This window comes from Herbaspirillum sp. GCM10030257, assembly GCF_042666555.1.
In the GTDB taxonomy this organism is placed as follows: Bacteria; Pseudomonadota; Gammaproteobacteria; order Burkholderiales; family Burkholderiaceae_D; genus Noviherbaspirillum.
In genome coordinates this window covers 136,284-162,633 of sequence record NZ_JBHTDH010000004.1, presented here as the reverse complement: position 1 = coordinate 162,633, position 26,350 = coordinate 136,284, and the positions used below count along the sequence as shown (strand labels likewise).

18 protein-coding genes are annotated in these 26,350 nt (G+C 57.2%); 6 read left to right on the top strand and 12 right to left on the bottom strand.

Features of this window, described 5'->3' with window-relative positions:
* Positions 1–153: 153 nt before the first annotated feature.
* Genes ACFQUU_RS07685 through ACFQUU_RS07675 form a run of 3 tightly spaced genes read right to left on the bottom strand, consistent with a single transcriptional unit; the run spans position 154 to position 7,855 of the window.
* Complete coding sequence (locus tag ACFQUU_RS07685; protein WP_382245054.1) at positions 154–1,035, bottom strand: FecR domain-containing protein; 882 nt, start codon at positions 1,033–1,035, stop codon at positions 154–156.
* Positions 1,004–6,244: a filamentous hemagglutinin N-terminal domain-containing protein gene (locus tag ACFQUU_RS07680; RefSeq protein WP_382245051.1), complete on the bottom strand. Its 5,241-nt coding sequence runs from the start codon at positions 6,242–6,244 to the stop codon at positions 1,004–1,006. Before ACFQUU_RS07680 ends, ACFQUU_RS07685 begins: the two co-directional genes overlap by 32 nt.
* Positions 6,245–6,262: 18 nt before the next feature.
* A complete protein-coding gene (locus tag ACFQUU_RS07675; protein WP_382245048.1) occupies positions 6,263–7,855 on the bottom strand; it encodes a ShlB/FhaC/HecB family hemolysin secretion/activation protein in 1,593 nt (530 codons plus the stop codon).
* A 508-nt stretch (positions 7,856–8,363) separates the two neighbouring features.
* Here ACFQUU_RS07675 and ACFQUU_RS07670 point away from each other — a divergent pair.
* On the top strand, positions 8,364–11,402 hold the full coding sequence (locus ACFQUU_RS07670) for an EAL domain-containing protein (RefSeq protein ID WP_382245045.1): 3,039 nt from the start codon (positions 8,364–8,366) through the stop codon (positions 11,400–11,402).
* A gap of 21 nt (positions 11,403–11,423) precedes the next feature.
* On the opposite strand, the gene ACFQUU_RS07665 is transcribed toward ACFQUU_RS07670, so the two are convergent.
* Positions 11,424–12,023 carry a DUF938 domain-containing protein gene (locus ACFQUU_RS07665; RefSeq protein WP_382245042.1) on the bottom strand — a complete coding sequence of 200 codons (600 nt, stop codon included), beginning with the start codon at positions 12,021–12,023 and terminating at the stop codon, positions 11,424–11,426.
* A gap of 48 nt (positions 12,024–12,071) precedes the next feature.
* Positions 12,072–12,968, bottom strand: a complete 897-nt coding sequence (locus ACFQUU_RS07660) for a Mut7-C RNAse domain-containing protein (RefSeq protein ID WP_382245039.1) — start codon at positions 12,966–12,968, stop codon at positions 12,072–12,074.
* A gap of 205 nt (positions 12,969–13,173) precedes the next feature.
* Here ACFQUU_RS07660 and ACFQUU_RS07655 point away from each other — a divergent pair, with 205 nt between their 5' ends.
* From ACFQUU_RS07655 to cydB, 3 genes are all read left to right on the top strand, one after another.
* On the top strand, positions 13,174–14,010 hold the full coding sequence (locus tag ACFQUU_RS07655) for a universal stress protein (RefSeq protein ID WP_382245036.1): 837 nt from the start codon (positions 13,174–13,176) through the stop codon (positions 14,008–14,010).
* 176 nt (positions 14,011–14,186) lie between these two features.
* Positions 14,187–15,581 (top strand): cytochrome ubiquinol oxidase subunit I, encoded by a 1,395-nt coding sequence (locus tag ACFQUU_RS07650; RefSeq protein WP_382245033.1) that lies wholly within the window; start codon positions 14,187–14,189, stop codon positions 15,579–15,581.
* Positions 15,578–16,585, top strand: coding sequence for a cytochrome d ubiquinol oxidase subunit II (gene cydB, locus ACFQUU_RS07645; RefSeq protein WP_382245030.1), 1,008 nt, complete (start codon positions 15,578–15,580; stop codon positions 16,583–16,585). The genes ACFQUU_RS07650 and cydB overlap by 4 nt, the downstream gene beginning before the upstream one ends.
* Positions 16,586–16,640: 55 nt before the next feature.
* Here cydB and ACFQUU_RS07640 read toward each other — a convergent pair whose 3' ends face one another.
* Together ACFQUU_RS07640 and ACFQUU_RS07635 are read right to left on the bottom strand one after the other, a co-directional pair.
* Positions 16,641–18,338, bottom strand: a complete 1,698-nt coding sequence (locus tag ACFQUU_RS07640) for a methyl-accepting chemotaxis protein (protein ID WP_382245027.1) — start codon at positions 18,336–18,338, stop codon at positions 16,641–16,643.
* 379 nt (positions 18,339–18,717) lie between these two features.
* On the bottom strand, positions 18,718–19,044 hold the full coding sequence (locus tag ACFQUU_RS07635) for a hypothetical protein (RefSeq protein WP_057292970.1): 327 nt from the start codon (positions 19,042–19,044) through the stop codon (positions 18,718–18,720).
* Between the two features lie 789 nt (positions 19,045–19,833).
* Here ACFQUU_RS07635 and ACFQUU_RS07630 point away from each other — a divergent pair.
* Positions 19,834–20,103, top strand: coding sequence for a DUF2188 domain-containing protein (locus ACFQUU_RS07630; protein WP_057292972.1), 270 nt, complete (start codon positions 19,834–19,836; stop codon positions 20,101–20,103).
* A 288-nt stretch (positions 20,104–20,391) separates the two neighbouring features.
* A complete protein-coding gene (locus ACFQUU_RS07625) occupies positions 20,392–20,661 on the top strand; it encodes a GlsB/YeaQ/YmgE family stress response membrane protein (RefSeq protein WP_057292973.1) in 270 nt (89 codons plus the stop codon).
* A 309-nt stretch (positions 20,662–20,970) separates the two neighbouring features.
* On the opposite strand, the gene ACFQUU_RS07620 is transcribed toward ACFQUU_RS07625, so the two are convergent.
* The 5 genes from ACFQUU_RS07620 to ACFQUU_RS07600 form a co-directional block, all read right to left on the bottom strand.
* On the bottom strand, positions 20,971–22,683 hold the full coding sequence (locus tag ACFQUU_RS07620) for a long-chain fatty acid--CoA ligase (RefSeq protein WP_382245022.1): 1,713 nt from the start codon (positions 22,681–22,683) through the stop codon (positions 20,971–20,973).
* A 127-nt stretch (positions 22,684–22,810) separates the two neighbouring features.
* On the bottom strand, positions 22,811–23,575 hold the full coding sequence (locus ACFQUU_RS07615; protein WP_382245019.1) for an SDR family oxidoreductase: 765 nt from the start codon (positions 23,573–23,575) through the stop codon (positions 22,811–22,813).
* An 8-nt stretch (positions 23,576–23,583) separates the two neighbouring features.
* Positions 23,584–24,801 (bottom strand): acyl-CoA dehydrogenase family protein, encoded by a 1,218-nt coding sequence (locus ACFQUU_RS07610; protein WP_382245016.1) that lies wholly within the window; start codon positions 24,799–24,801, stop codon positions 23,584–23,586.
* Positions 24,802–24,884: 83 nt separating this feature from the next.
* The gene (locus ACFQUU_RS07605; RefSeq protein ID WP_382245013.1) at positions 24,885–25,337 is read right to left on the bottom strand and encodes a PaaI family thioesterase; all 453 of its coding nucleotides are present in this window, start codon (positions 25,335–25,337) and stop codon (positions 24,885–24,887) included.
* Between the two features lie 29 nt (positions 25,338–25,366).
* On the bottom strand, positions 25,367–26,197 hold the full coding sequence (locus ACFQUU_RS07600; RefSeq protein ID WP_382245010.1) for an SDR family NAD(P)-dependent oxidoreductase: 831 nt from the start codon (positions 26,195–26,197) through the stop codon (positions 25,367–25,369).
* Positions 26,198–26,350: the final 153 nt, after the last annotated feature.

The window sequence follows — 26,350 nt, the reverse complement described above, 5'->3', positions numbered from 1 at the left end:
ACGTTCGACCGGGCAGGTCCTGCGTCATCAGCTATTAGATATTAGGCAACCCAGACCTGCAAGATCTGCTTACACCCTGCTCTACCGCCGGGTGCATCGAAAGCACCCGACAAGTCCTTGCAGCAAATTTTCATCGAATATTATTGCTCACACTCACCTGACTTCGCAGTCCACGTCATTGCTACCGAGTGGCGTATTGCCACGTCCAGGCTGCGGCCCTGTCGACAACGAGAATACCGGCGGTGGCGAGAACTGGATTCCCGGATTGCTCGGCACGATGATCGGAGGCAGCGTGTGGCTGCCTGAAAAGCCGAATTGTCCGCTGCTGAAATTCATGGCGCCGCCACGATTAGTCAGGTTAATCATACCATCCAGCACCTGCACATACAGGCCGGGCGGGCGCCCGCCGGGCGGTGCCTGGGCAACGAGTATCGATCCCGTGCCTCTGGCTGGCAGGACCGTCAGCGGAGCGCCAGACGTCGGCATATCGCTGACCGGCAGGTTATTTGCATATGACCGATCGATGGCCGCGACGCTGGCAGCCGCGTAAGAAGCTACATCTGCCTGTCCGCCCGGAATATATTCCGCGATAAAGGTAGTGCCACGAATACCGATTGTCGCGGTCGGCGTATTCATGCCAAAGCGCTCTTTGTTGCGCTTGCCCAGTGTCCCGGTAATTGCGCGCAACCCACCCTTGACCAAGTTGAAGGTCGCGCTGTCGTTTTCCGGTTTGTCTTCGTCGAAGGAAAAGCTGTCGATCTTCATCTGCGTACCTGGCCGCAACGTCATCTCGCTGTCGTCGGTGAACTTGATCCGTGCGTAGGTATCCTTTTCGGTGATCAGGGTATCGCCTTCTTCCACTTTCGACTTGGTGGAAAGCACCTTGACCGTACCGTCCGGCTTTTTGGCGATCAGCGGTCCGCTCAGGTGGGTCACCGTGCCAGCGACCTGCGCCGCGAACGCAAGCGCTGTCGCACCCAGAGCTCCGAGGAAAACCGCAGCCTTAGTTGCAGTAAAGTTTTTTTGCAATCTCATTTTTCTTTACTCCGTTATCGTCGGTACTGGCACTGGTTTTCTTATCGTCTTTCGCATCACCCTTCTTGGCCGACGTGGCGCTCGTCGACCCGCCCCCGGATTGAGACTGAGACTGGGATTGGGATTGCGTACTGACGGGTGACGATCCGGTAGTGGCGGTTGTGATCATCGTCACCAATGTGTTGGAAGTCGTTGTCACAGTGCTAGTCAGCGCGCTACGCATTATCGGCGGCACGGTTGGCAAAACGGTCTCACAGCCTTCCGCGGATGGGTTCGTCGTGCACTGGTTCGCAATCGGCAAGACGACCGAGCAGCCTTGCAGGGTTGGTGATGCCGTGCATTGCGCGAGGCTCGGCAGTACTGTGCTGCAGCCTGCAGTGGCCGGATTGCTGGTACAGGCTGACAAGGTCGGCAACACGGCGCTGCAACCGGCGGTGGACGGTGTGCCGGTGCACTGGCTTAACGTCGGCAACACGGCGCCGCAGCCAAGTGTTGCGGGTGCCGATGTGCACTGACTGATTGTGGGCAGTACGGCCGAACAACCTGTCGTGGCAGGCGCGCTTGTGCACTGGCTCAGGGTCGGCAATACAACGCTGCAACCAGCGGTGGACGGTGCAACCGTACAAACTGTTAGAGGTGGCAATATCACACTGCAGCCGCTTGCCTGCGGGTTGGTAGTGCATTGGGCAACTGTCGGCAACACCACGGTGCAGCCCAAGGTCGTTGGCATAGCGATGCAAGTTTCCAGTTTCGGCAGGACGACATTGCACCCTGGAGCGGTCGGTGTACTTGCGCAAATTTCCGGCTTGGGCAAAACAGCAACGCAGCCCGTCGTATCAGGATTGGAAATGCATTGCTCGAGCTTCGGCAGAACCACACTGCAGCCTGCGGTCGAGGGAGCCGTGGTGCACTGGTTCACAGTAGGAAGGACTACGCCGCACCCCTCGGTTGAAGGTGAAACGGTACATTGTGTCAGGGTCGGCAGCACGACGCTGCAACCGGCCGTCGCAGGCGAAGCAGTACACTGCGACAGGGTTGGCAATACAACGCTGCAGCCTGATGTCGATGGCGCACTGACGCAGGCGTCGATCGTGGGCAATACCATACTACAACCCGGGGTCGTCGGAGCGCTTGTGCACTGACTCAACGTTGGAAGCACCGCGCCACATCCGGGCAACTGGGGATTCGAGACGCACTGCTCAATGCTTGGCGGCGCTGGAGGCGGCGCGCTGGGCGGCGGAGACACAACAGTGTTCTTGTTTGCATCAATCGTCACCACACCGGGCGAGCCTGTAGCCGGTGAATTGCCGCTAATGGCACCGCCTGCGCGCAATGTGATATTGCCCGTCGCTGATGACACATTACCGCTGACCGTGACCGTATCCGCACTGCTGCCGGTTGCCTTGGATTCAATCAGGATATTGCCGGATGTGGTGGAGACCGTATTACCGGAGTGGACAATAACAGGGCCGGTATTGTTTATCGTGATATCGCCCGAACCAGTCTGCGACACGTCATACAGATAGAGTATGGGGGTGGACGTATTGACAATATTGATAGGGGAACTGGCGCCCGTGTTCGTTGCCTTGAGCGTCCCGGCCTTTGTCGCAGCCAGCATAATACCGGACTGGGCACTGAGCTCAAGATTTGCCACGGTAATCAGGCCATTGCCGCTGATATTGGTATTGGCAATCAGCTTTACATCCGCCGAGCCAGCGTTGATGGGTGCATTGACGTTCACGCTGCTTGAGCTTTCAAGTTGCACACCAAGACCATTCGGCGCAGCGGTTTCAATACCGGAATACCCGTGCGTGGTATCGGCAACGACGACAATACCGTTGGTGCTCTTGTACTTGAACGCCTCGCCAGTCTCGATACCGGTTGTCTTGCCCGCAACGATACCGGTCGGATTAAGTTGCGTCAGGTCGACGCGGGCGCCCTCCGCGAAAACCGCTTTGCCGCCAATCGTACTGCCTACGCTTTGCGTAATCGCTCCGTTGCTCTTGAGCTTGATTACACCCGACGCCCCTGTGGCGTAGGAGCCGGATATGTTGATCGAGATACCGGGCATACCGTCGATACCATTTTTGACGTTCAGGGCAGCCGCCCCGTTTGAAAACGCAAAGGTTCTGTTCGGATTGCTGGCGTCACCGATCCATGCTGCAATATTGGCGACGTCATTGGCCTGTGTCAGCGTGACATCGCCAAGGGCACGGATGCCAAGATTAGTGGCGGTGATAATTTTTCCAGTGTCTTGCTTGATCAAGCCACCTGCCTGCAAAATGAGCATGCCGGCATTGGCTGCCGCGATGGAATCTACGATATCGATGTCGCCCGTGATGCCGGTGTCGCCGATTTTGAGCTTACCGGCGGTGATGGCAGCCAGTTCGGCATTCGACAAGCGAAGCGCGTCGTCAGGAGTATCAACGTTCGAACCTAGTTCGATTTTTCGTGCCACGCTCATATTCCTGATTGCGACGGTCCCTGAACCGGCATTGATAGAACTGCCGGACTGGATATCCATCCGGTCGGCGCTCAGGTCGATATTCGCTCCTGCCAGCACTACGCTACCTGTGCCAGGCACTGTCAGCAGTTTACCTGCGGACAGCTTGAGGTCGGATGTACCTGTATTGATCGATGTGACCGAGAGGTTGTCGGACGCGCTAATCGCTACAGGGGCATTCGCCCCGATAAAAGACGATGCCAGCGTTGCTGCTCCGGTGTGGTTGATATACACCTTGTCTGGAGCGCCTCCAGCACTGCCAATATTGAAATCGGCATTTGCGGCCACACCGCCGATGCTTGCCGTGTGCAAAGGCGTGGTGGAAAGACCGATTCCGCCAATGCTGCCGCTTTGCAGATTAAACGTTTTTGCGCTCAGAGTGCCGGTCCCGCTGATTGCCCCGGAACTCCCGGCAACGATGTTCAGGGTCGAATTCGTTCCACCGGTGACGGCGCCGTTCACGTTGATGTTGTTGGCACCGGTGGTCGACAGGGAAATGCTGGCCGCACCGGTAGCTGCCTGGGTTATCGTCCCCAGCGTCAGCGCAGAGTTATTGACGAAACCAATATCACCGGCGGTACCGTCTGTCTGCGAAGCCGTCAGGATACCGACTGCATTGGCCGTTCCACTAAGATCGATGCCGGTTGCTGCCGTGACGTTCAGGGTACCGGTTGTCACCAGTTTGCCGGTCGTCTGCTGAACTTTCCCGGTATTCGCCACCAGCGTGATATTGCCTCCGCCAGTGGTGCTGACACCATAGCCAACAGTCCCGGATGAAGAATCCTCGATCGTGATATCGCCAATCAATGACGTCAGGCTGACCGGCTGATTGACCGAACGGATACCAAGCGACATGCCAGCCAAGGTGGTCGACACGGTATCTACTGTAAGCGAGCCATTATTCTTGAATGAAAATCCGCCGCCGCCTGAATATCCCGCAAGGGTTCCCACGGCATTGGTACTTGTGCCAAGCGCGACTGAACCTAACCCTGAATATGCCACCAAGCTGTTGGCAGTAATGGTACCGCCGGTTTGCGACACGTTGCCGCCGCTACCATCCGCCCTTAGTCCTAACGTGCCAGCGTTGATGGAAGCGTTCACCGTAACAGCATTCCCCTTCAGGTCAACTGTCCCGCTGCTACTGATCGCACCATTTACCAGCACATTCCCTGTGGTCTGTGCGCTTAACGAGCCTGGTCCGGTAGACACGGTTCCATTGATAATGACGTCGTCGCTTGCATTCAGGATTAGCTCCCTGATGCTGCTCCACGCCAAGGGATCGGTAATTTGAATCTTCCCGCTGGACGTTACGTTCACATTATTTAACGCAAGCGAATTCTGCAGGGTGGTTGTGCTGAGCCATGAATCACCATTGGTGGAACCAGTAAAACTGGTGCCTGGGCCGCTGCCAAGATTAGTGGACGAACCGGGATCAGTATCGGCAATATAAACGTCCATCGGGTCGAGCAATAACAAACCGGACTGACCATTCGGTGCACTGGTATCTACGCTTGCCTGCATATCGAGATAGTGCGCTGACGTTTCTACAAACCCGCCATTTCCTGTCTTCGCCCCGCCGCGCGCGCTGATCGCACCATAAGCCTGGGTCGATTGATCGCCCCAGGCAATGACCTTGCCGCCATTGCCATTCTGTATCGCATCGGCCTTGACGACCGATTCAGCGGACAGCAAGGTTTGCCGCGCATTCATGATCGCCGGATTTTTGCCCTGGTAATCGCCACCCAGCAGCACTGTTCCGCCGCCGGTGTCGCCGCTCACATCGATATGCGCATCACCGAGCAGCCCGACACGATCGCCTTGCACAATCACTTCGCCACCCTTGCTAGCACCACGCGCCGTGGTACGGCTGCCGGCTTCCAGCAAGGCATCGCCGCTGGCCTTGAATACCACCTTCCCGTTTTCGCCAATGACCGCGCTGTCTGCACTGACCACACCACGCTGGCGAATCAGCGATCCGAAGATACCGGCCGTTCCGCCCTGCGTGAGTACCTGACCGAGATTGAGTGCTTCATTCTCTGGTGCGCTCAGGACAACCTGCAGATTGGGGTCTAGCGAATCGACCAGCTGCACGGTATGTCCTGCTGCCAGCAGCACTTCACCCTTGGGGGACGTGATGATGCCGCTGTTCTCCACGTTTGGCGCAATCAGGTAGACCTTGCCGCCTGCGGGCGTGGTAATCGCACCCTGGTTTTTCAGGCCGGCGGCCTTGTCGCCGGTCTTGAACGACATGCGTCCGTTGATGAAGTCGTCGTTGCTGATATTGAGCGTCGATGCGACCAGGCCGTTGACATCCACCTGCGCTCCCTGGCCGAACAGGATGCCGTTGGGATTGACCAGGAAAACACGTCCGTTGGATTGCAAGGCACCCAGGATCTGCGACGGGTCCTGACCGACGATGCGATTGAGCACGCTGCTGTGTGGATTCTGCTGGATGAAGCGCGTGACTTCGCCGGGGTTGATGGAGAACGCCTGCCAGTTGATGATGGCGCCCGGTGTATTGGTGATCGAAAGGATATTTCCCTGGCTACTGAAGCTGGCGTTGCCGTTGACGACTTGCGGGCCGAGCGGATTGGCCACTGCCGCTGGAATAAAGCAGCCTGCGACCATCAAGGGAAGCAGCCTCTGCTGCAACACGGCGCGTGACGCCGCTTGTTGCCGGCGACGGAGAATGGCGTTGTTGTTCATAGATCTACCCTGCTTCCTTTAGTACGTCATCCCGAGCCGGACGTGCAGCCGGCTGTCGCCCTTTGCCTGTGTTACGCCGCCATCGATCACGCGCCCATAATCCATTTGCATGTTGAGGGACTTGCCCATGCTGAGTCGAAAACCGAGGCCCACGCTGGCAATCGAGGCACGCGTGTCTTCTCCGGGCAATGCCTTGTTGCGGCGAACATGAGCGGCATCGTAGAAAACAAGGACACGGCATTGCGTCGACACCGCGCTGATGCCCGCGCAATAGTTCGGGGTGAGCAGCTCGGCGCTGATCAGGTGTCCTGTGTCGTTGGATACGTCACGCTCGTTGAACCCACGGACAGTGGTCGCACCGCCGGCACCGAATTGCTCGCCGGGCACGAGTGGATCATTGGTGTGCTGGCCGGATAGGGCCACGCGCATCTGCCAGTCCCTGAACAGCGGGCGCGCATAGCCAGCGTTGTACCGCAGGATGGTGTAGGCGGCAGGCGCATTGGCGCGCACTCTCGCAAAATCGGCATTGCTGCCACGGTCACCGCCTGGAATATTTCTCAATCCGGTGACATTGAACGCGATTTCGCCTTGGCCGGCAGTCCAGTTGCCGCCATATCCGATGCTCAGTGGATGTACCGTGACGTCGTTGCCAAGTTGTACTCCGCTTAAATCGACATTGTTCTTGTAAGCCTTGTAATCCACACCGTAGATGATGCGTGATTCGTAGTCGCCCACGCGTTGCAGATTCTGGTTATAACGCGCTCCAACGACTGTTCCACGGCCGCTGACCTGCAGATTGAAGATACCGGCCAGCACAGATCCGGAATCAACATCGGAATAACTGGCAAACATATCAATCGAATCGCCAAGCGCATACAAGGGAATGTGGTAACCGACGCCGTATACGCTGACCTGGCTGGGTTTTTCCAGGGTGGTGGTGTATTGCAGGCTCAACACCTGGTCCAGTCCGGCAACATTGGCATACTGGAACTGCGTAGTGAATTGCGATCTACCGGTTGACTCGTTGCCGCTGTTATCAAGGGTAGCGGCCAACTTCCAGGGTGCTTCGTCGCTGACCTTGAGCACCGCATTGACTTCATCGTCACGGTCGCCGCCCTGTAGTTGCAGCGCGGTCTTCTTGGATGGGTTTTCATTGGCCAGTTTCAGACTGGACGACACCCTGCCGATGTTGGGCGACTCGCCTTCCCGCAGTCCGGGCAGGCTGCGCCGGATATTGGCTTCGTCAAATGTTGTATTGCCTTCCACACGTACCTTGCCGAGCCGGATTTCGTTTACCTGCAGGTGAACCACCCCGTGGTTGAGTTCCTGTTCGGGCAGGACTACCTGTACAACGTTGTAGCCACGCGCATGATACGCAGCTTCAAGGGTTTCCAATGCGCGCTGCACGTCACCGAAGTTGCGCTCTTTGCCGGTGTAGGGAGCCAGAATTCTGTTGATGTCGGGAGTTGCAAGCAAAGTATTGCCGTTAACCTGAAAACGCGTGATGTCGAAACGACCTATGCCGTCCGGTTCTTCCGCTGCCATGGCGGCCATCGATATCGCGGCAAGCGTAGCGCTTAAGGTCTTGAGACAGAATAGAGGTTTCTTCATAGGAGTCTTCTTGAAACAATGCTGCTTTCCCGCTTCCTGCCCGAGTCAATGTGAACCCGCAAGCACCAAGGATGGGGATTTCCAAGTAGAAACTATAGCTTACCGAATTGATAAAAATCAAAATAGTTGCATCATTGGAAATATAAATCTGCGTGCCGTTGTTGCGCTTAGTTGCGTCAAGGCTAGAACTTGCGCAAGCGCCAACACTGTCTATCAGGCGTCACGTTGACTTTCTGGCAATGTGACGTTTTGGCGGAGGGAAGTTGGTAATGCCGTGGAACCGTGAAGAAGTTAAAAAGTCCTACGTCGGATAGAGGTGCACAACATTCGCTTGAGAAGATTCAAACAGCCACGTCACTGCGGTGGCATAGTGGCTGCATGACTGCCGTCCTGCCTGCGCAGTTGGACTCTTCATGACTTCTCCAACGGAAGGCTTGAGATGGAGCGGATCAGCATCCTAAAAAATCGTACGGGCAGTTATACCTGGCGGGAGATTTTTACAGGCGGCATGTCTTACTTTGCCACGTTTTGCCTGCTGGCCGCCTTCTATTACTTAAGCTGTCAGATTTCTACCAAACTGGGTATGTTGCCCGGTACGGTCAGTCCTTTATGGCCACCCGCCGCCCTCGGCGTGTGGGCGGTACTCAAGCGCGGCCTCTGGATTGCCCCGGCCATTCTGCTGGGCGCACTGCTGAGCGTTTTAAGTACCGGCCTCCCCCTCCAATCCGCGCTGCTGATCGGACTTGGCGGCGCCCTGGAAGCTTGCGCAACGGCATTGCTGCTGAAAAGGCTTTACAACACGACACCCGGTTTCATACAGCGTGGGCCCATCTTCCGTTTTGTTGGCATTGCTGCCGCCTGCTCGGTCATTGGCGCTATCTTTGGCGTCACCGCCGTATCGCTGGCTTATCCGCACACCCCAAGAATGCTGACAGTCAGCTGGCTGACATGGTGGCTCGGCGACGCCACCGGCATGATCGTCGGCATTCCGCTCCTGATGGCATGGAATCCGTTTTCCGGCATGCGATTCAAAACGGCAAGAGTGGTCGAAGGGTTGGCGTTTTGTATCTTGTTGTTGGTCGTCAGCCAAGCAGCCTTTGGCGGTGCGCTTGGCAACCTGCCGGTTGCCTTTGCACCCATTCCTTTTATGTTATGGGCTGCGTTTCGATTTAATTTTTCGGCAGTCAGCTGGGCAACTGCCGCAATCTGCAGCATCGCCGTATGGAACACCGGACGCGGCCTGGGACCTTTTACGCTGGCTTCTGCACTTAATGTTTCAAGCAATGCGTCATTGACCTTGCTGATGGTCTACGTCGCCATCATGGGCATCACCGGGCTTGCACTGGCAAGCCTCGTCTACCGCAATCAATTCACCCAACGCGAACTGCGCGCGGAGCGTGACAAGCTCGAACAGCGAGTGGCCGAACGTACCGAAGAACTACTCAGCGACATCGAAGCGCGCAAGCAAGTCGAAAATATGCTCGCGATGCGCGAACGTCAGCTCGCCGATGCGCAGCAACTGGCAAAGCTCGGCAGCTGGAACTGGAATCTGCAAACGCGGGAAGTGACATGGTCGGACGAGCTTTATCGCATTATGGGAGTCGACAAGGAGTCATTCCAGACCACGCCGGAAAATTGTCGGCGCCCGGTGCACCCGGACGATTTCCCTGCGGTACAGATGGCCATCCACACTTGTCGCGCCACCCGCAAACCGTTTTATCTTGAACATCGCTTTCTTTTGCCAAACGGCGATGTCCGTTACATCGCCGCACATGGGAGATGCATCATCGACCCGGATGGGCACGTACGCGAGATGGCAGGCACCTTGCAGGACATTACCGATGCCAAGGCAGCGGAAAACCTGCTGCGTGAAGCAAACGAGCGCTATCGCACGGTGGTGGAATTATCTCCCGATGCGATTCTTGCACAGCAGGACGGCCGGTTTATTCTTGCCAATCGGGCCGCCATGAACCTCATCGGCGCGACGCGCATGGAAGACATCATTGGACACTCGGTGTTGTCCTTCCTTGATCCGCGCTTTCACGAACTTGTCCGCACGCGCATGAGGCATGTAAAAGAAGGGCAAGCGCTGCCCCCGGCCGAAGTGACCCTGGTGCGCTTTGACGGAACGACAATCGACGTGGAGATGAGCTCGTCAACCTTTATGCATTCCGGCAAGTTTGCATCGATGTTCTTTATCCGCGATATCACTGATCGCAAGCGGACGCAGGAACAGATGGCTTATCTCGCCCACTATGATTCGCTGACAGGCTTGCCTAACCGCGTGCTGTTTTACCAGCGGCTGGAACATGCACTCACGATTGCGGAACGGCCCGGCCGTTCACTGGAAGTGCTGTTCCTGGATCTCGACCGCTTCAAGCTGATCAATGACACCCTCGGCCATGCGATTGGCGACCTGGTGCTGAAGGAAACGGCAAAGCGCCTGCAGCACATCCTCCGCGAGTCGGATACCGTCGGACGGCTCGGCGGCGATGAGTTTGTCGTGCTGGTGGAAAATGTCGATGAACCGCATCGAGGTGGCGTCATTGCCGAAAAGATACTGTCCGCATTCAGGCCCCCGTTTGAAGTCGGACAGGAGCCGCTGCGTATCAGTACCAGTATCGGTATCAGCAGTTTCCCAAGCGATGGCGTCGACGCCGATACCTTGATCAAACATGCCGACAAGGCGATGTACTGCGCCAAGGCGCTAGGACGCAACAGTTATCGCTATTATTCGCCCGCGATGAATCGTGATGCGCAGGAACGGTTCGCGCTCGAATCAGCCCTCAGTACGGCAATCGAAAGAAACGAGCTGTCCATTTATTATCAGCCGAAGATCGACGTGCTAACCAATCGCATCAGCGGCATGGAAGCCTTGCTACGGTGGCGGCACCCGACACTGGGTGCGGTGCCGCCGCATCGCTTCATCCGTCTGGCCGAGGAAACGGGCCTGATCCATTCGATAGGTTACTGGGCGATTCGCACAGCCTGCGCACAGAACAAACAGTGGCAGCTTTCCAGCAGTGCACGCCTGAAAGTAGCGGTCAACCTCTCTTCACGCCAATTGGCGGATGACCGTCTGATCGAAAACCTGTCCGACATCCTGCGCGAGACCGGACTCGAAGCGCGTTATCTGGAACTCGAGATTACGGAAAGCGCGATCATGAGCGACCCTGAAAATGCGATCGATGTCCTGAACGACTTGCAGCGACTCGATATCAGCGTCGCCATCGACGATTTCGGCGCCGGCTATTCTTCGCTCTCCTACCTCAAACAGTTTCCGATACGCGCCGTCAAGATTGACCAGTCGTTTGTGCAAGGCTTGCCTTACAGCCGCAGTGACTCGGCCATTACCAAGGCCATCATCAGCCTGGCGCACAGTCTGGAATGCAGCGTGATTGCCGAAGGGGCGGAGACGCAGCAACAATTCGATTTCCTGCGCGAGAATGCCTGTGACAGCGTGCAGGGATATTACTTCAGCGAACCGATGCCGGCGGAAAATTTTGGCGACCTGTTACGTGCCCAGTCAAACCTGCATCTGCATTGATTGCCAAAGCCCGCGTTGCCATCAAGATGATCGTTTGCGAAAAACCAGCAGCCGGTTATTTGCCGGCATCGCATGGTCGTCTTCGAGATGCATGCCCTGCGCCGATGCGAGCGCCACAATCTTTTCGATATCCCGTATGCCGCGATGCGGCACCTGCGCACGCAACATCGCATCGAATTGCGCATTGCTTTCGCTGGTGAAGCGCCCGTTATAGTTGAACGGACCGTATATGCAAAACAAGCCACCTTCCGGCAACAGGTGCCCAGCCCCGGCAAACATGGCCTCTACGTCATCCCACGACATGATGTGACAGGTGTTCGCGGTGTAGACCGCATCGAAACCCTGCAGCGGCCACCCCTGCCCCGACGCATCGAGCAGCAGCGGCGGCAGGACGTTCGGCAGCCCCGCTTCATTTAGCCACGCGAGGATGCCCTCGTGGTTTTCAGGCAGATCGCTGGTTTGCCATACCAGGTGTGGCAAGGCCGCACCGAAATACACAGCATGTTGCCCGGTACCGCTGCCAATCTCAAGGACATGCCGGCAATCCCGCAAGGCCTCTTGCAGCACGACAAGGATAGGATCGCGATTGCGTTCGCAAGCGACGGAAAAGGGTTTATTCATCACGGGCAGGACGGATAGTCGAAACCTTGGTTATACCAAAAATAATTTCTACCCGTCCGTGCCCGGGGTGCCAAGCATCTTTTCTACCCGTTGCCGCATGCGCGTAACGTGCGAACCCTCCCAGTACACTTGCAAACATCCCTGACATTCGTAGAAGCGGTCATACACCATCCGGCTATGCAGCGGCACGCGGTGTTCGACATCGCGCTTGGGCACAACCTGCAGCAAACCATTGCAGTTGAGGCAGCGACTGAACGCTTGCGCCGAGCGCGCCAGTTCGAGGCGGGTCAGCACTTCAGCCAATTGTTCTTCGCAGCCGACCGAGTGCAAATAACAGCCATGCACAATTTCCTTCCTGATCAGCAGGTCACGGTCGCGCGTCAGCACCACCCGGTGTTCGCCGGCAGCGATGCGCGCCACCTCCGCATCGCTGTAATCATTGCGATAGAGGACATCGAAGCCCAGCATTCGAAGGTTGCGCGCAAGCTGACCGAGATGGGCATCGGCGATAAACCGCGCGGGCCTCGTATGCGGCGGACGCAAGCGAACCAGGGGGCTTACGTCAATGGTATTGAATGCGGGATAGACACTGACAAATTCACCATCCGCAAGTCGATGCGAAAAGTCAACCGAGAGGCCGTCGACAAGAATAAGCTCCACTTCGGTGTGCGGCACGCCGAGTGCCTCGATCATGTGTTTGACACTCGCATCGCGCGAACAGGTCTGGCTGAAGACTCTCGACCGCTGCCACGGCGCAAGAAAATCGTTCAGTTCGGCGTAGAACCGGAATTGCACCGTTGTCACCGACGGCCACCCGCTGTGGGTGCCGGGTGCGGGCGGCGTTGACTGTTTGGCCGGCACACAGGAGACATTGGAGGTACCCCGGACGGCCTTGCTGTTGCGCCTGGATTTGAGTTTGTCATGTTCATAATGGTCCACTTTCATTCTATGGTGCATTCACCTGAATTCAAGTGTTGCCACGCCGCAGCCTGCGCATCGTACGAGATGCATGAATACATAGCAGTAACGCTCGCGGAACTTTGACGCGAATCAATGGCGAGCGTATCCGTTCCGGCATTCGATTATCCATCCTGTCTAATTCCCCGAGGTGGCGCGACAGCCTCATTGCCTTCGTGCGAAAGAGAGCACCATGTCCTACAAAACAATCCTTGTCCATGTCGACGAGTCGACACGGGCGGGGGAACGCATCAAACTTGCGGCCGCTGTTGCCATGACGGAAAACGCGCACCTTATAGGCACCGCGATGACCGGCGCATCGCGGTTCCTGGTACAGGCCCGACTGCTGGTGGAGCTTGACCCGAACTTGCGGACGCACCTCGATTTTCTGCGTGAGCGCGCACGGCGGGGACTGGAGGACTTTGACGATACGGTGCAAAAACTTGGTCTTGCCTCATTTGAGAAACGCCTGGTCGATGACGAAGCCGGCGGCGGCATTTGCCTGCAGGCACGTTATGCGGACCTTGTCGTGATTGGCCAGAATGATCCAGGTGAAGTATCGCCGGTGGTAATGCCGGATTTTCCGCAGTACGTCGTATTAAATTCATCCCGTCCGGTGCTGATCGTACCGCACGCCGGACGTTTCGAGAATATCGGAAACCGTGTGCTGATCGCCTGGGATGCAAGCATGGAAGCAGCGCGCGCCGTGTCCGCCGCTCTGCCCTTGCTAAGGCGTGCGCAGCATGTCGATGTGGTGATATTCCGGACAGGGGCTGCAAGCCCGCACAGCGTTCCTGCGGGAAGCGAAATCGCCCAGTATCTGAAACGCCACGGCGTCCGCACCGAGACCCTGCAACGCAACGCTGTGTCGCCAGTCGGCGAGTCGCTCTGTTCGCTGGCGCTCGAAGCGGGTGCCGACCTCATCATCATGGGTGGATACGGGCATGCCCGCTTTCGGGAATGGGTGCTGGGTGAAGTGACACGCAACATGCTGGAAGCGATGCCCGTGCCAGTCCTGATGTCGCATTGATGCATTAACGCGCCAATACCGCGCTGATTTGCCGGTGTAAGGATATTGATGACCTGGCGGCTTTGGGTCGTTAGTGTTTGTTTTTGCAGTGATCTGTTTTTGCAGTGATCTGTTTTTGCAGTGCACCTGCGGTTCGCCGCTTCGGCGACCACGTACTGTCATTTTCGGAGAGGATAATGGAAACAATTGCCGGTGTCGACGCGACACTGCTGGCGCGCATACAGTTTGCCTTTACGATCAGTTTCCATATCATCTTTCCCGCGTTTTCGATCGGTCTCTCCGCTTTCATCGCCACCCTGGAAATTCTCTGGCTACGCAGCGGCCAACCCCATTTCCATTTGCTGGCGCGCTTCTGGACCAAGATCTTTGCCGTTTCGTTTGCCATGGGCGTCGTCTCCGGTATCGTCCTGTCCTATCAGATCGGCACCAACTGGAGCCGCTATTCGGAAGTGATCGGCAATACGATAGGCCCCTTGTTCGGCTATGAAGTCCTTACCGCATTCTTCCTTGAGGCCAGCTTTCTCGGCGCGATGCTGTTCGGGTGGAACCGGTTGCCGCCGTGGATGCATACCCTGGCATCGGTGATTGTCGCTGCCGGAACCGCCCTTTCCGGCTTCTGGATCCTCGCGGCCAATAGCTGGATGCATACGCCCGCCGGTTTCGCAGTGCGCGACGGCATTACCTATCCGGTCGACTGGATGCAGATCATCTTCAATCCCAGTTTTCCCTACCGCTTTACCCATATGATGATTGCAACCTACCTGACGACCTCGCTGGTCGTGCTGGCGACCGGCGCACGTTATGTGCTGGCTGCCCGCTTCGAGCGCGAGGCGCGCACGATGATACGGATGGGCCTCGGCATGATGGCAGTGCTCGCACCGCTGCAACTCATCGTCGGCGATTTCCATGGCCTCAATACCTTGAAGCATCAGCCGGCGAAGATCGCTGCCATCGAAGCCCACTGGGATGGTTCCAAACCTGCGCCGTTTGTGATCTTTGCATGGCCGGACGCCCAGGCCGAACGCAATCATTGGGAAGTATCGCTGCCCAACGTCGGCAGTCTTTTGCTTACTCACGAATGGGATGGCAAGTTTCCGGGGCTGCTGGAATTTAAACCGGAGAACCGGCCGCCGATCATTCCGGTGTTCTTCATGTTTCGCCTGATGGTAGGCATCGGCTTGCTGATGATCGCAATTGGTTTTACCGGCGCCTTCCTGTGGTGGCGCAAGCGGCTGTTTGTCACTGACTGGTATTTGCGCGCGGTTGGCCGATGCTGGCCCCTGGGTTTCATTGCGATCCTGGCAGGCTGGATGGTCACCGAGATTGGTCGCCAGCCCTGGGTCGTCTTTGGCGTACTGCGCACTGCGGACGCGACTTCTCCGATTGCGGCATCGACTGTTGCGATCTCCCTGGCAATGTTCGTGCTGGTCTACTGCGTGGTGTTTTCTGTCGGCATACGCTATATCCATCGCATGCTGGTCAAGGGCCCGCAGGTCGATCCGCACGAAGCCGAAGCGTTGCCGAACCGGCCGCTGTCTGCAGTGCAACGCACGGAAGGGGGACCGGAATGAGCGACGATATGCTTCCTGTCATCTGGGCACTGATCATCGGCTTATCGGTGGCGCTCTATGTCGTGCTTGACGGACTGGACCTAGGCATCGGCATCCTGTTTCCGTTTCTCAAGGATGAAGCGGAGCGCGACCTTGCGATGAACTCGGTGGCGCCTTACTGGGACGGCAATGAAACATGGTTGGTGATGGGTGGCGTCGGCCTCTGGGTGGCATTTCCGAAAGCGTATGCCATCATCCTTCCGGCAGTCTATCTGCCGATCATCGTGATGCTGCTCGCACTGATCTTTCGCGGCGTCGCCTTTGAATTCCGCTGGGTGGCAAAACCCACGCATCATCACTGGGATCTATCTTTTACAGCCGGGTCGATAGTGGCAACATTTTCCCAGGGAGTGGTGCTGGGCGCCCTGCTGCAGGAAATTCGCGTACAGGATGGCCAGTTCGCCGGCGGTGCACTGGACTGGCTCAGTCCCTTCAGTCTGATGTGCGGCGCGGCATTGGTAGCGGGTTATGGATTGCTGGGCGCGACCTGGCTGATGATGAAAACCGGCGGCGCGGTCGCCGATCACGCACGCCGTCTTGGTGAACCGCTGTTGTTTGCCATGCTGGCCTTTGTCGCGGTGGTCAGCCTGTGGACACCCTTGCAGATCGACAGGATCGCGCAACGCTGGTTCAGCCTTCCCAACCTGTACCTGCTGGCGCCGATACCGATCGCGACCGCGATCCTCGCGTGGCTTTGCTGGCGCGGCATGCGCCGGCATCGCGATGTAATGCCATTCGCCTGTGCGGCCGGAATGTTCCTGCTTGCCTATCTGGGCCTGGTCATTTCAAATGCCCCTTACCTGGTGCCGCCGTCGCTGACCATCTGGCAAGCGGCGGCAGATCCTTCGTCGCAGTTCTTCTTTCTGGTCGGTGCTGTTGTACTGCTGCCCATGGTGCTCGGCTATACGGTATTCGTGTTCTGGTTGTTCCGTGGGCGGCTGCAACCCGGCGAGGGGTATCACTGAGCCGATCAGCAAATACTCGATTCAGCGACGACCAGGCGACTAAGTAGCTGTAACCTCAGAACTCTTCCCAGTCACTGCCGGCTGCCGGCGAAAGGTTTGCGACCCGCTGCGCACGTGGTGCGGGAGTGGCTACGGCTTTCAGTGCCGGTTGGCGCACCAGCGGCACCAGCGGCACAATGTTTGCGCTTGCCGCGGACGTGTTTGCTGTGAGTTTGAACACGCTGACCACATGCGACAGACTGACCGCCTGGTCCTGCAGGGAAGCTGCCGCCGCAGCCGCTTCCTCAACCAGTGCGGCGTTTTGCTGGGTGACTTCGTCCATCTGCGTAATCGCCTGATTGACCTGTTCAATACCGTCGGTCTGCTCTTTGCTGGCGACAGAAATCTCTCCCATGATGTGGGTCACGCGACCGACGCTGTCGACGATTTCCTGCATCGTGGCGCCGGCCTGGTCCACCAGTTTTGCGCCGAGATCGACCTTTTCCACCGAGTCGTCGATCAACTCCTTGATTTCCTTGGCGGCGGCGGCGGACCGCTGCGCAAGCTGACGCACTTCGGTCGCGACAACCGCGAATCCCTTGCCCTGTTCGCCAGCACGAGCAGCTTCCACAGCGGCATTCAGCGCCAGGATATTGGTCTGGAAAGCGATGCTGTCGATCACGCCGATGATGTCAACGATCTTCCTGGCCGACGCATTGATCGACCCCATGGTATCGACCACCTGCGATACAACCGCACCGCCTTTGATCGCCACTTCCGAGGCTGACACGGCGAGCGAGTTGGCCTGTTGCGCACTGTCTGCATTCTGCCGCACGGTCGAGGTCAGTTCTTCCATCGAGGAAGCGGTTTCCTCCAGCGACGCAGCCTGGGTTTCAGTCCGTGCCGACAAGTCGAGATTGCCCGAGGCGATCTGGCTGGACGCCGTCGCGATGGTCTCGGTGCCGCCACGCACTTCGGTCACGATGCGCACCAGACTTTGATTCATTTCCTTCAATGCCTGCAGCAATTGCCCGGTCTCGTCGGACGAGGTGACGACAATGTCCTTGCTCAGATCACCGGCAGCGACACGTCTTGCCACGTCCACCGCATCGGCCAGCGGACGTGCGATGGCGCGCACCAGCCAGACGCAGATGCAGGTGCCCAGCAGGACGGCGAACACCATGCCGGAAATGCAGGAATTACGCACCCAGACATAAATTTCCAGGTTTTTTTCATAGTCCTTCCTGGCGCTCTGTTCCTGGTATTGCATAAAGGCGTTGGCTGCCTCGGTCACCGCCTTCATCTGCTCGGCCATCGGGCCGCGCATCAAGCGCGTTGCCTGCGCGATGTCAGCCGCACGCAAAGCTGCAGTGGCCGGTTCCAGGCCTTGCTCGACATAGGTCTTGCGGCTGCTCACGAAGCGATCGGCCAGTGCCTGCTCCTCGGGCGTGATAGTGTCCTTCATGTCCTGCATCAGCGAGTTCCAGCCAGCGCTGACTTCTTCAATGCGCCTGTCAACGGCGTCCATTTCGGCAGTGATTGCGGATGGCTCCGATGTCAGTGCCTGTGCCACGGCAAAATGGTTTTGATCGATCATCCGTACCAGGCGATCAAGACGGGCCAGCGGCACGAGGCGATGTTCATAATTGCTTTCCAGACCCTCATTGGCAATCAACAGACTACTCAGGCCGATCACTGCGCCGGAAATACACATCAGCGAAAGAAATGCCACAACAAAGATGAGGCGCGATTTGATGGACAGATTGCGTAACATGGCTTTCCCTGTAAGGAACCGCGCGGTCTGCCAGCATGGCGACTATCGTTCCGGTTCAATGTACGAGGAAAGCAGGATAGGCAGGCGAGATGCTAAAAACCTTGATCTCGGTCAACATTTCAATGAAGCAAGAACAGGGGCAAGGGAGGCGCCCGTTGCGATAGCTCCAGGAACGTTGCGAGGAGATAACTGCAGGATTGGAAAAGAGGAGAGAGAGAAGCTTGTTACGTCGGTCACTGCGAGAGGACCGACGTGCACGCGCCATGCATCATTGCCTGAAGACGATCGATTCAGCAGCCGGCACGCGCTGCATGCCGGGGCTTCTGCCTTGCATCAGCCTGCGATGCTGTCACAGGGCTGGTGCAAGACGAAATCGTCCTTAGTGGAAGCTGGGCTGGTTTGGCTGGGGCGCGTCGGCAGCCGGCTTCGGTTTGCCTTGTGCGTCGCTCAAGCGATACTTGGTACGACGATCGCCCATCAGGTCGCGCAGTTCGCGAATGCTCATCCCTGTGGTTTCATGCATACGGATCAGCAGCGAAGCGCCGATCGGCAGACGACGGTGACGGATCTTGCTGATGACCGGTGGGGCCACTTCCAGCATGCGGGAAAGAGCAGCGTCGTTCTTGAGATTCATCTTTTCGAGCAGAGTGTCGAGCAGTCGATTGGGATCGTAGCTTTCTTGTCCTGCCAGCGCGTGTTCAGTCATGATTTACTCCTGTAGTAAATGTTGTAACCGATCGTACTCGGGTGTAACAAATGACAACTTGACCCTGATTAAGTTTCCTGCTGCGCCAAGATTTCAGAGAGATTTTCTGCCCTTCTGCGACAGCGCAAAATTCCATTTAAAAAATTTGTCTCCTGCACTCTTCGTTTCTTTTGGGGCAAGACAGTTCCCGAAATCATGCACATTCATGCCGACTAAATATTCCCCTACGGAATACTGATGCCTTGCCTGTATTGTTTTCAACTGCGCTTGGAACATTTACACGAGCAAATTGCCAAAAGAACTATCAGCGCAACAAATCCCTCCATTTCGACACGGGCACAGGATTTGCACTAGCTCTCTCAGGCTTCAAGAATCGACTGACGGGTCTATCCTTTACATGTGAAAGGAAATCGTTATGCAGTACGAGACCATTGCAGACGACCGCATGCCGGAAAAACGAAGAATGATAGAGCAGTGGAGTGTCCGTAACCGTACTTCCCTCGTCATGTTTGCGTGTCAGCACTCCAGGCTGGCAGGAATCCTGCAATACCGGACAAGCCTTGGTGACGATAAAGCCACCAGGCAACTATAGAGGCGTGCACCTGGATATCTTGACCAGGTATGTACAACGATGAGTGACAGACCGAAGTTGGCAAACGAAAAGCATCAACATCCTTAGCACGAATTTGTATGCACGGAAAAGCGGACAGGCAAGCGTATGCGCTTATGCCATTACGGTGCGGTCCGGATGTAAAGCTTGACCTTTGTTTAAAGGCAGGAGGACAGGGAATGAGATTCGAGCAGCAAGAGACATTGGTGATCTACGTGTCTCCTGGCCTACATGGTAAATGGGATGTCGCAGAAAAAGGCTTTGATCAACCACTCGCTTCGTTTAATGGAAAGGAGGACGCCTATGCCTATGCCGCGGCGCTAAGGAGCGCCACACCGGGAGCCACAGCTCTGGTCGAGGACGACGATGGATTTTCGCCGCTCCCGATGCAGATCGATGGTCAACGCAACCTGGACGGGGCAAGCCGTCCGGGTGACAGCACCGGTTGACTGTCCGGCGCGGAAGCCTGCCGTAAGCAGATTCGTATGAACGCCAACAGCACCCCATCGCACGTTACTTGCATCCCGTCCCACAGGACTGGTCATGTGCGATCCGATTCTCGGGTTACGGGAGTGCTCACCGCGTTTGCACAGTCTTTTCGCAGCGGTCATGAGGACACAATACATCGCGTTTTCATGACACTGAACAAACTGAAGGACGGCGCCGGTGCATGAACCAATTCATTAACAGCTAGTCTATTGAAGTAGCCAGTCTATCAACATACATAGGAGGTAAAAATGAATTTTATTATCTGGATTGTTGTCGGTGGTATTCTCGGCTGGCTCGCCAGCCTGGTGATGCGTACGGATGCCAGCCAAGGCATGTTCCTCAACATCATCGTCGGTATTGTAGGCGCACTCCTCGGCGGTTGGCTGCTCGCACCGCTGTTTGGAACCGGAACCATCAATCAGAATGACTTTAGTATCTCGTCGCTGCTTGTGTCGTTCCTTGGCGCAGTGATCCTGCTGGCCATTGTGAACCTGCTCCGTCGCGGGACACCCCGCTAAGAGAGCTGGATAACATCAGCTCTCTGTGTCACCCGTGATTCATGCAATATGAATCATGATTAAACGGATCGCCTGGCTTGCACTCCAGCGCTGATTCGATGGCGCAGGATACTGGTCTCCCGACAGTGTCCTGCGCCACCTTCCTTCCCCTTCCGTTCCTCTTCTCCTCTCGATTAGGTCTCTGAGTTCTTCTTCCTTCGCTCGCTTCGGTCGTAACAAGCACACGCAATACAGGCCCCACAAGGCACAAGCGGCAAGCTCATGCCTGCCGCTTGATCATTTGCGTGTGTTATTGCGATGTGTCCAAGCTCAGGATGCCGAACGCTTGCGCGCTTCTTCTTCGTACAGGTCTTTCTTCGACAACTTGCCGACCGGCGTCTTGGGCAGCTCCTTGCGAATCTCGATGTCCTGCACCATCTCGTGCTTGCCGAGCCTGCGTTTGAGGAAGCTCTTCAGTTCATCCAGCGTCAGCTCCGGCGCGCCTTGCTTGAGCGCGATAAATGCCTTGGGCGACTGACCTCGGTACGCGTCGGGTACACCAATCACGCTGACCTCCGCTACGGAGGGGTGCTCGTAAATCGCTTCTTCAATAATGCGCGGGTAGACGTTGTAACCGCCGCAGAGGATCATGTCCTTGGTGCGATCGACGATGAAAACAAAACCGTCTTCATCCATGTAGGCGACATCGCCGGTGCGGAAGAATCCGTCCTCGGTCATCGATGCCGCGGTCGCTTCCGGCCGGTTCCAGTAACCCTTCATGACGTTCGGTCCCTTGATGCACATTTCACCGCGTTCGCCCAGCGGGACTTCCTTGCGCGGATCATCAACATTCACAAACTTGAGTTCCACGCCGACTGTCGGCATGCCGCATGAGCCTACTTTTTGCACCCCATACACGGGCGTGAACGTGCCTGTTGGGGAAGTCTCGGTCATGCCCCATCCTTCCACCAGTGAGCAACCGGTCAGCCGCTGGAAGTTCTGGTTGACCTCGACGGGCAGCGGCGCACCCCCGGACCCGCAAAACTTCAGCGAACTCAGATCATAGTTGCCGATATCCGGATAGTTGATGATCGCCGTGTACATCGTCGGCACACCGGGAAAAACCGTGACCCTTTTCTCGGACAGATCACGCACCACCGCCTCGACATCGAACCTGGTATGCAGAATGATTTCCGCACCCATCTGGATGCCGAACAGCATGTTCACCGTAAGCGCATAGATATGAAACAGCGGCAGTACCGCGAGCACTCTCTCCTTGCCCTCCTCCAGCACCTTCGGCTCGCCGCTGACAACTGCCTTGATCTGGCTGCAGGCGGCAGTGAGATTGGCATGCGTAAGCATCGCGCCTTTGGGCAGACCGGTAGTGCCGCCGGTGTACTGCAGCACAGCGATGGTATCGCGCACATCGCCAATCTGGTGGGCGGTAAAGTCGCCATTGTTGTCCAGCAAGTCCGAAAAACCGAGATGCTGATCGTCTTTTTCAATCGTGGCCAGCAATCCGGCCTTGTTCATCTGTTCCTGCACCGCCGCAGGATGAGCAGACATTTCACCAATGCTGCCAATCACGAGCTTTTGCAGACGGGTCTTACCAAGCAGCTTTTGCATCTGCGGATACAGCACTGCCAGGTCGAGCGTGACGATGATATCCGTCTGACTGTCACCGACCTTATGTTCGAGCACCTTTTCCGCATCCAGCGGCGAATAATTGACGACGGTACCGCCAGCCTTCAGCACACCGAGAAAGCTGATGACGTAATGCGGCGTATTGGGCAGGAACAAACCGACATGAACGCCGGGCTTGACGCCTAGCGCCTGGAATCCTTTTGCTGCCTGGTTCACGAGCCGCAGCAGCTCACGGTAAGTGATCTTGCGTCCCATGAATTGAATGGCATCGTTCTCAGGCCATTTCTCTGCCGCTTCATCCAGCAGTTGTGGCACCGGCATGGTGGGCAGTGGAGCATCCCAGCGCACACCGGCGGGGTAGGATTTGATCCACGGAAAGGTAGTTGCTTTTGCTGTCATGCCTGCAGTCTCCTGAATTATCGTTTTGCAAAAAGCAGATCAATCCGGTCGCGATTGGCATCGCGACCGGATTGACAGGGAAAACAGCGCCTCATCCTCATTGGACGGGGCGTTAAACGATCTATCGTCAAATGGCCGTCAGCCCTCCATCCACGGCGAGTTGATGTCCGGTGACGAACGACGCGCTATCCGACAACAGCCAGAGCGCCGCATTGGCGATCTCTTGCGCTTCGCCGAGGCGGCCAATCGGATGGATCTTCTCGATCATCTTTTGCCGGCGCGGCTCGCGTTCAATCGCACGGTCCATCATCGGTGTGCGAATCACGCCGGGGCAGACCGCATTGATGCGGATACCTGCGCGTCCGTACTCCGCCGCAGCGGTCTTGGTCATGCCGACCACCGCATGTTTGCTGCCGGCATAGATGGGCTGCGTCGGTGCGCCAACCAGGCCCGCAACCGATGCGGTATTGACGATACTGCCTCCGCCCTGCTTCAGCATCTGTGCGATCTCGTGCTTCATGCAGAGCCATACGCCTTTGACATTGACATTCATGATGCGATCGAAGGTGGCTTCGTCAGACTCCGCCAGCGGCTGATGCTCGATTTCGATGCCGGCGTTATTGAACGCGCAATCCAGCCTGCCGAAACGCGATACCACTGCGTCGATCATGGCCTGCACCTGTGCTGACTGCGACACATCGGCGCGGATGAAGATCGCCTCGCCGCCAGCCTGGGCGACCAGCGACACGGTCTGTTCGCCACCAGTGGCATCGACATCGGACACTGCTACGCGCGCACCCTCTGCCGCGAAGGACAAGGCTGCGGCACGGCCTATTCCGCTTCCGCCACCGGTGACCAGCACCGACTTGCCTGCAAATGTCTTGCCTGTCATGTTGCTCCTTATTTGTATTTCTTCAGTTCGAGCTTGCCGATCTGGTTGCGATGGACTTCATCCGGACCGTCAGCCAGGCGCAGCGTGCGCGCCTGCGCATAAGAATACGCCAATCCGAAATCGCCGCTCACACCGCCGCCGCCATGCGCCTGGATTGCCCAGTCGATCACTTGGCAAGCCATGTTCGGCGCAGCGACCTTGATCATCGCGATTTCTTTCGCGGCAACTTTATTGCCAACCGTATCCATCATGTAAGCAGCGTTGAGCACCAGAAAACGTGCCTGGTCGATCAAAATGCGAGCGTCGGCGATACGCTCCAGTGTGACGGTCTGTTCGGCCACAGGCTTACCGAAGGCGACGCGCGTGAGCGTGCGCTTGCACATGTCTTCCAGCGCACGTTCGGCAAGGCCAATCAGGCGCATGCAGTGGTGGATACGGCCAGGTCCCAGGCGGCCTTGCGCAATCTCGAAGCCACGGCCTTCGCCGAGCAGGATGTTGGAGGCCGGAACGCGAACGTTTTCAAACAGTACTTCGCCATGGCCGTGCGGCGCATCGTCATAGCCGAACACCGACAGATGACGCAGGACGGTGACACCCGGCGTGTCGCGCGGGACGACGACCATCGATTGCTGCAGGTGGCGGTTCGGATTATCCGGATCGGTCTTGCCCATGAAGATAAAGACCTTGCAGCGCGGGTCGTTGGCGCCCGATGACCACCACTTGCGGCCATTGATCACATACTCGTCGCCGTCGCGTACGATCGACGCTTCGATATTGGTTGCATCCGACGAAGCAACCGCCGGTTCCGTCATGGCGAAGCAAGAGCGGATCTTGCCTTCCAGCAGCGGTTGAAGCCATTGCTGCTTGAGTTCTTCGCTGGCATAACGTTCCAGTGTTTCCATGTTGCCCGTGTCGGGCGCGGAACAGTTGAATACTTCCGCCGACCACAGCGCACGACCCATGATCTCGCACAGCGGCGCATATTCCAGGTTGGTCAGGCCGGCGCCGCGATGGGACTCGGGCAGGAACAGATTCCACAGGCCTTGGGCGCGTGCCTTTTCCTTCAGTTCTTCAATCACCACGGTAGGCACCCACTGGTTGCCCTTGTCGCGGTTGCCTTGTACTTCCGCATAGTACCTATCTTCATTCGGATAGACATGCTCATCCATGAAGGCGATCAGGCGTTTCTGCAAATCTTTGACTTTGGGGCTGTACTGGAAGTCCATGGCGTGCTCCTTGTAGGTTGCGCTTTGCGCGGAATTGAGTCGGTTGAATCCCAACAGATCGGTGAATCGTGTGGTACTTGCTGCTACTGTTTCAGTTCGATATTGCGTGCCGTTGCCAGCGCCGTCGCGCACAGGCTTTCTTCACCATTTCGCACCGAGTACACCTCGGCACTGCTGACCGTGATCAGCTTGCCTGCGTTGATGACGCGTCCGCGCGCCACAAGCTTTTCACCATTCGCAGGTCCGACAATCTTCAACGTGCAGTCAATGCTGGCATTGATCCATCCTGGCGCAAGCAAGGTTCCAGCCGCTGCAACTGCCGCAAAATCGGCTGCGGCAAAAATGGCGGTTGCCTGCAATTGCCCTGGACGAAAGCTGAATTGCTCTTGGTAAGGGATGTCGATTTCCACACTCCCCGGCGCCACGCTGGAAAACTGCAAGCCCAGCGCGTGAGCCATCGGCATGGCCAACACCGAGCGCGTCAGGGTTTCTGCATAGGCCGGGTTGAGCGGCTGAGGTGTGGCTGTGGCTTGCATAGTGTTCTCCTCTTGGTGAAGAAGATGAATCAGGGCGTGGTGCGGGTGGGGCTGCGTTCGTCGAGAATGTCGCGCATGCGGGTCTCGATGGCCCCCTTGATCTTCTGATGCGGAATAATGTAGAAACGCGCTTCCTTCACGGCATCGAGCGTGATGCGGGCGATGTCGCTGGCGCTGATTTTGCCGGCCTGCGTTGCCTTGCGAGTTTGCTCTTCGAATGTGGCGTTGAGCGGATTAGCTTCGCCCAACTCGGCGGGACGGTTGCGCGCGGCATCAGCAATCCCGGTTGGAACAAAGGCCGGGCACAATACGGAGACGCCAATCGACGCCTGTTCAGCGCGCAGTTCCTGATCCAGGCATTCGGACATCGTCACGACCGCGTGCTTGGTCGCACAATAAATGCCGCCGCTAGGCACGGACAGCAGACCGGCCACCGAGGAAGTATTGACGATGTGGCACTCGTCCTTTTGCTGCAGCATGCGCGGCACGAAGCTGCGGATTCCATGCGCTACGCCCATCACGTTAATGCCAAGCATCCATTCCCAGTCCTGCAGGGTGGCAGTCCACAAGGGACCGCCCACCAGCACGCCGGCATTGTTGAACAGCAGATGGGATGCGCCGAAACGTTCGTATGTCGCCACGGCAAGCTGCTCGACCTGATCCGCTTTGGCGACATCGCACTTCATCGTCAGTACCGGCGTACCGGGTGGCAGCATATCGACCGTCGCCTGCAGGTTCTTTTCATCGATATCCGTTAGCGCCAGCGACATGCCCTCCCCGGCACAGGCAATAGCCAGTTCACGCCCGAATCCGCTGGCGGCGCCGGTAATGACGGCGACTTTGTTCTGAAGGTTTTTCATGTGATTCGATCCTATGGACGTGCGAAACCGGCCGGCTTCTTTTAGTGGCCGATGCCTGTCATGTGCATTGAGTTACCAATTTGCCGAGTTACTGGCTTACCAAGAGATTGCAGTCGGGGGGAGTCGGCCTGGCGGGACAGGTTTCCCTGCCCG

What these genes read in the sequence shown, in the direction of transcription:
- ACFQUU_RS07685 (WP_382245054.1), bottom strand. Translation starts at nt 1,035, where the DNA reads ATGAGATTGCAAAAAAACTTTACTGCAACTAAGGCTGCGGTTTTCCTC.
- ACFQUU_RS07680 (WP_382245051.1), bottom strand. Translation starts at nt 6,244, where the DNA reads ATGAACAACAACGCCATTCTCCGTCGCCGGCAACAAGCGGCGTCACGC.
- ACFQUU_RS07675 (WP_382245048.1), bottom strand. Translation starts at nt 7,855, where the DNA reads ATGAAGAAACCTCTATTCTGTCTCAAGACCTTAAGCGCTACGCTTGCC.
- ACFQUU_RS07670 (WP_382245045.1), top strand. Translation starts at nt 8,364, where the DNA reads ATGTCTTACTTTGCCACGTTTTGCCTGCTGGCCGCCTTCTATTACTTA.
- ACFQUU_RS07665 (WP_382245042.1), bottom strand. Translation starts at nt 12,023, where the DNA reads ATGAATAAACCCTTTTCCGTCGCTTGCGAACGCAATCGCGATCCTATC.
- ACFQUU_RS07660 (WP_382245039.1), bottom strand. Translation starts at nt 12,968, where the DNA reads ATGAAAGTGGACCATTATGAACATGACAAACTCAAATCCAGGCGCAAC.
- ACFQUU_RS07655 (WP_382245036.1), top strand. Translation starts at nt 13,174, where the DNA reads ATGTCCTACAAAACAATCCTTGTCCATGTCGACGAGTCGACACGGGCG.
- ACFQUU_RS07650 (WP_382245033.1), top strand. Translation starts at nt 14,187, where the DNA reads ATGGAAACAATTGCCGGTGTCGACGCGACACTGCTGGCGCGCATACAG.
- cydB (WP_382245030.1), top strand. Translation starts at nt 15,578, where the DNA reads ATGAGCGACGATATGCTTCCTGTCATCTGGGCACTGATCATCGGCTTA.
- ACFQUU_RS07640 (WP_382245027.1), bottom strand. Translation starts at nt 18,338, where the DNA reads ATGTTACGCAATCTGTCCATCAAATCGCGCCTCATCTTTGTTGTGGCA.
- ACFQUU_RS07635 (WP_057292970.1), bottom strand. Translation starts at nt 19,044, where the DNA reads ATGACTGAACACGCGCTGGCAGGACAAGAAAGCTACGATCCCAATCGA.
- ACFQUU_RS07630 (WP_057292972.1), top strand. Translation starts at nt 19,834, where the DNA reads ATGAGATTCGAGCAGCAAGAGACATTGGTGATCTACGTGTCTCCTGGC.
- ACFQUU_RS07625 (WP_057292973.1), top strand. Translation starts at nt 20,392, where the DNA reads ATGAATTTTATTATCTGGATTGTTGTCGGTGGTATTCTCGGCTGGCTC.
- ACFQUU_RS07620 (WP_382245022.1), bottom strand. Translation starts at nt 22,683, where the DNA reads ATGACAGCAAAAGCAACTACCTTTCCGTGGATCAAATCCTACCCCGCC.
- ACFQUU_RS07615 (WP_382245019.1), bottom strand. Translation starts at nt 23,575, where the DNA reads ATGACAGGCAAGACATTTGCAGGCAAGTCGGTGCTGGTCACCGGTGGC.
- ACFQUU_RS07610 (WP_382245016.1), bottom strand. Translation starts at nt 24,801, where the DNA reads ATGGACTTCCAGTACAGCCCCAAAGTCAAAGATTTGCAGAAACGCCTG.
- ACFQUU_RS07605 (WP_382245013.1), bottom strand. Translation starts at nt 25,337, where the DNA reads ATGCAAGCCACAGCCACACCTCAGCCGCTCAACCCGGCCTATGCAGAA.
- ACFQUU_RS07600 (WP_382245010.1), bottom strand. Translation starts at nt 26,197, where the DNA reads ATGAAAAACCTTCAGAACAAAGTCGCCGTCATTACCGGCGCCGCCAGC.